This is a genomic window from Streptomyces sp. E11-3 (assembly GCF_046540415.1).
Classification (GTDB): Bacteria; Actinomycetota; Actinomycetes; order Streptomycetales; family Streptomycetaceae; genus Streptomyces.
In genome coordinates this window covers 1-3,152 of record NZ_JAZGRL010000051.1, presented here as the reverse complement: position 1 = coordinate 3,152, position 3,152 = coordinate 1, and the positions used below count along the sequence as shown (strand labels likewise).

The 3,152-nt window shown below is 74.5% G+C and carries 3 protein-coding genes; all 3 read left to right on the top strand.

What is annotated here, in order from left to right:
- Window positions 1–603: (2Fe-2S)-binding protein (locus U9R90_RS34765; protein ID WP_411061367.1), on the top strand; the 603-nt coding region annotated here is incomplete at its 5' end.
- Window positions 600–2,906, top strand: coding sequence for a xanthine dehydrogenase family protein molybdopterin-binding subunit (locus tag U9R90_RS34760; protein WP_411061366.1), 2,307 nt, complete (start codon window positions 600–602; stop codon window positions 2,904–2,906). The genes U9R90_RS34765 and U9R90_RS34760, both read left to right, overlap by 4 nt.
- A gap of 62 nt (window positions 2,907–2,968) precedes the next feature.
- On the top strand, window positions 2,969–3,152 hold a 184-nt coding region (locus U9R90_RS34755), incomplete at its 3' end, for a hypothetical protein (protein ID WP_411061364.1).

Below are 3,152 nucleotides of genomic sequence, written 5' to 3'. Positions count from 1 at the left end.
GCCGATGAGCGGCCGTTGGCCTCCTACGTGTTGCGGGTCAACGGTGGGGACCGGCCCGTTACCGACGCGTGGATCGGGGAGTCGCTGCTCTACGTGCTGCGGGAGCGGCTTGGGCTCGCTGGGGCCAAGGACGGGTGTTCGCAGGGCGAGTGCGGGGCCTGCGCCGTGCAGGTCGACGGGCGGCTCGTGGCCTCCTGCCTGGTGCCCGCCGCGACCGCCGCGGGCAGTGAGGTGCGTACGGTCGAAGGCCTGGCCCAGGACGGGCAGCCCTCCGACGTGCAGCGCGCCCTCGCCTGCAGCGGCGCCGTCCAGTGCGGGTTCTGCGTACCCGGCATCGCCATGACCGTGCACGACCTCCTGGAGGGCAACCCCGCCCCCAACGAGCGCGAGACCCGCCAAGCCCTGTGCGGCAACCTCTGCCGGTGCAGCGGCTACCGCGGCGTACTCGACGCGGTGAACGAGGTCGTGGCACAGCGCGGCACGGCGGCGGCCGAGGACGGCGAGCCCGCCGAAGAGGCCCGCATCCCGCACCAGGCACCCCCCGGCGCCGGAGGCATGGCGCACAGCCGCACGCAGACCTCGCAGGACGGAGGCCAGGCATGAGCAGCGAAGCCGCCACCGCCACGCCCACGGCCCCGGCCACCCCCGAGGCGCCCCCGCACGGCCTGGGCGCATCACTCACCGCCACCGACGTCCCCGCCAAGACCGAGGGCACCTTCCCGTACGCGGCCGACCTGTGGGCCGAGGGCCTCCTCTGGGCGGCGATCCTGCGCTCCCCGCACCCGCACGCGCGCATCACGTCCATCGACACGTCGGAAGCCCTCAAGATGCCCGGCGTGCACGCCGTGGTCACCCACGAGGACGTACCGGGCGACGCCGCCCACGGCCGCCGTGTCGCCGATCGCCCCGTCTTCGCCTCCGAGGTCGTACGCCACCACGGCGAGCCGATCGCCGCCGTCGCCGCCGACCACCCCGACACCGCCCGGATGGCCGCCGCGGCCGTCATGGTCGAGTACGAGGTCCTGGAACCGGTCACCGACCCGGAGCAGGCCTTCGCCGCCGAGCCCCTGCACCCCGACGGCAACCTCATCCGCCACATCCCGTTGCGCTACGGCGATCCCGAGGTCGTCGGCGAGACCGTCGTCGAAGGCCTGTACCGCATCGGCCGCCAGGACCCCGCCCCGATCGGCGCCGAGGCCGGACTCGCCGTACCCCGCCCGGACGGCGGCGTCGAGCTCTACGTCGCCTCCACCGACCCGCACACCGACCGCGACCTGGCCGCCGCCTGCTACGGCCTCACCCCGGACCGCGTGAAGGTCGTGGTCACCGGAGTCCCCGGCGCCACCGCCGACCGCGAGGACCCCGGCTTCCAGCTCCCGCTCGGCCTGCTCGCGCTGAAGACCGGCTGCCCGGTCAAACTCACCGCCACCCGCGAGGAGTCCTTCCTCGGCCACGCCCACCGCCACCCCACGCTGCTGCGCTACCGCCACCACGCGGACGCCGACGGCCGCCTGGTCAAGGTCGAGGCCCAGATCCTGCTCGACGGCGGCGCCTACGCGGACGCGTCGAGCGAGTCCCTGGCGGCGGCGGTCTCCTTCGCCTGCGGCCCGTACGTCGTCCCGCACGCCTTCATCGAGGGCTGGGCGGTCCGTACGAACAACCCGCCGTCCGGCCACGTACGCGGCGAAGGCGCCATGCAGGTCTGCGCCGCCTACGAGGCCCAGATGGACAAGCTGGCCGCCAAGCTGGACCTGGAACCCGCCGAGCTCCGGCTGCGCAACGTCATGGCGACCGGCGACATCCTGCCCACCGGGCAGACCGTCACCTGCCCCGCCCCGGTGGCCGAACTGCTGCGCTCCGTACGCGACTACCCGCTGCCGCCGCTCCCCAAGGACACCCCCGAGGAGGAGTGGCTGCTGCCCGGCGGCCTGGAGGGCGCGGGCGAGCCGGGCGCCATCCGCCGAGGCGTCGGGTACGCGCTCGGCATGGTGCACATGCTGGGCGCCGAAGGCACCGACGAGGTCTCCACGGCCACGGTCAAGGTCCAGGACGGCGTCGCCACGGTCATCTGCGCCGCGGTGGACACCGGCCAGGGCTTCCCCACGCTGGCCCGCCAGATCGTCCAGGAGACCCTGGGCGTGGACGAGGTCCACGTCGCCCCGGCCGACACCGACCAGCCGCCCTCGGGCCCCGCCTGCCACAGCCGTCACACCTGGGTCTCCGGTGGCGCGGTGGAGCGCGCGGCCAAGATGGTCCGCACCCAGCTGCTGCAGCCCCTGGCGGCCAAGTTCGGTATGTCGACCGAGCTCCTCCAGATCACCGACGGCAAGATCACCTCGTACGACGGTGTGCTCTCCACGACCGTCATGGAGGCGATGGACGGCAAGGAGCTGTGGGCCACCGCGCAGTGCCGCCCGCACCCCACCGAGCCGCTCGACGAGACGGGCCAGGGCGACGCGTTCGTGGGCCTGGCCTTCGCCGCGATCCGCGCGGTGGTGGACGTGGACGTGGAGCTCGGCTCGATCCGGGTCGTGGAGCTGGCCATCGCCCAGGACGTCGGCCGCGTGCTCAACCCCGCCCAGCTGGCGGCCCGTATCGAGGCGGGCGTCACCCAGGGCGTGGGCGCGGCCCTCACGGAGAACCTGCGCACCCCGCGCGGCCTGGTCCGGCACCCCAACCTGACCGGGTACGCCCTGCCCACCTCGCTCGACGCCCCGGACATCCGCATCGTGAAGCTCGTCGAAGAGCGCGATGTGGTGGCCCCCTTCGGAGCGAAGGCCGCGTCCGCGGTCCCGGTGGTCACCTCGCCCGCGGCGGTGGCCGCCGCGGTGCGCGCGGCGACCGGCCGCCCGGTCAACCGCCTCCCGATCAGGCCACAGGCCGCGGTGGCGGCGCCCAACGCCTGAGGGTACAAAGGGAAGTTCGGGCCGGTGCCGCTCCGGCGCTGCCCAACGGGGAGGTACCGCAGATGACCCAGCCGCCGCAGCCGCCGCAGCAGCCCGGCCAGCCGCCGTCGGGCGGCGGGTTCGGACCACCACCGGGGCCGTACGACGCACCCGGCCAGGGGTACGGCCAGCAGCCCTATCCGCAGCCGCAGCCGCAGCCCTATTCACAGCCGCAGCCGCCCCCGTACGGCCAACAGCCACCCCCGT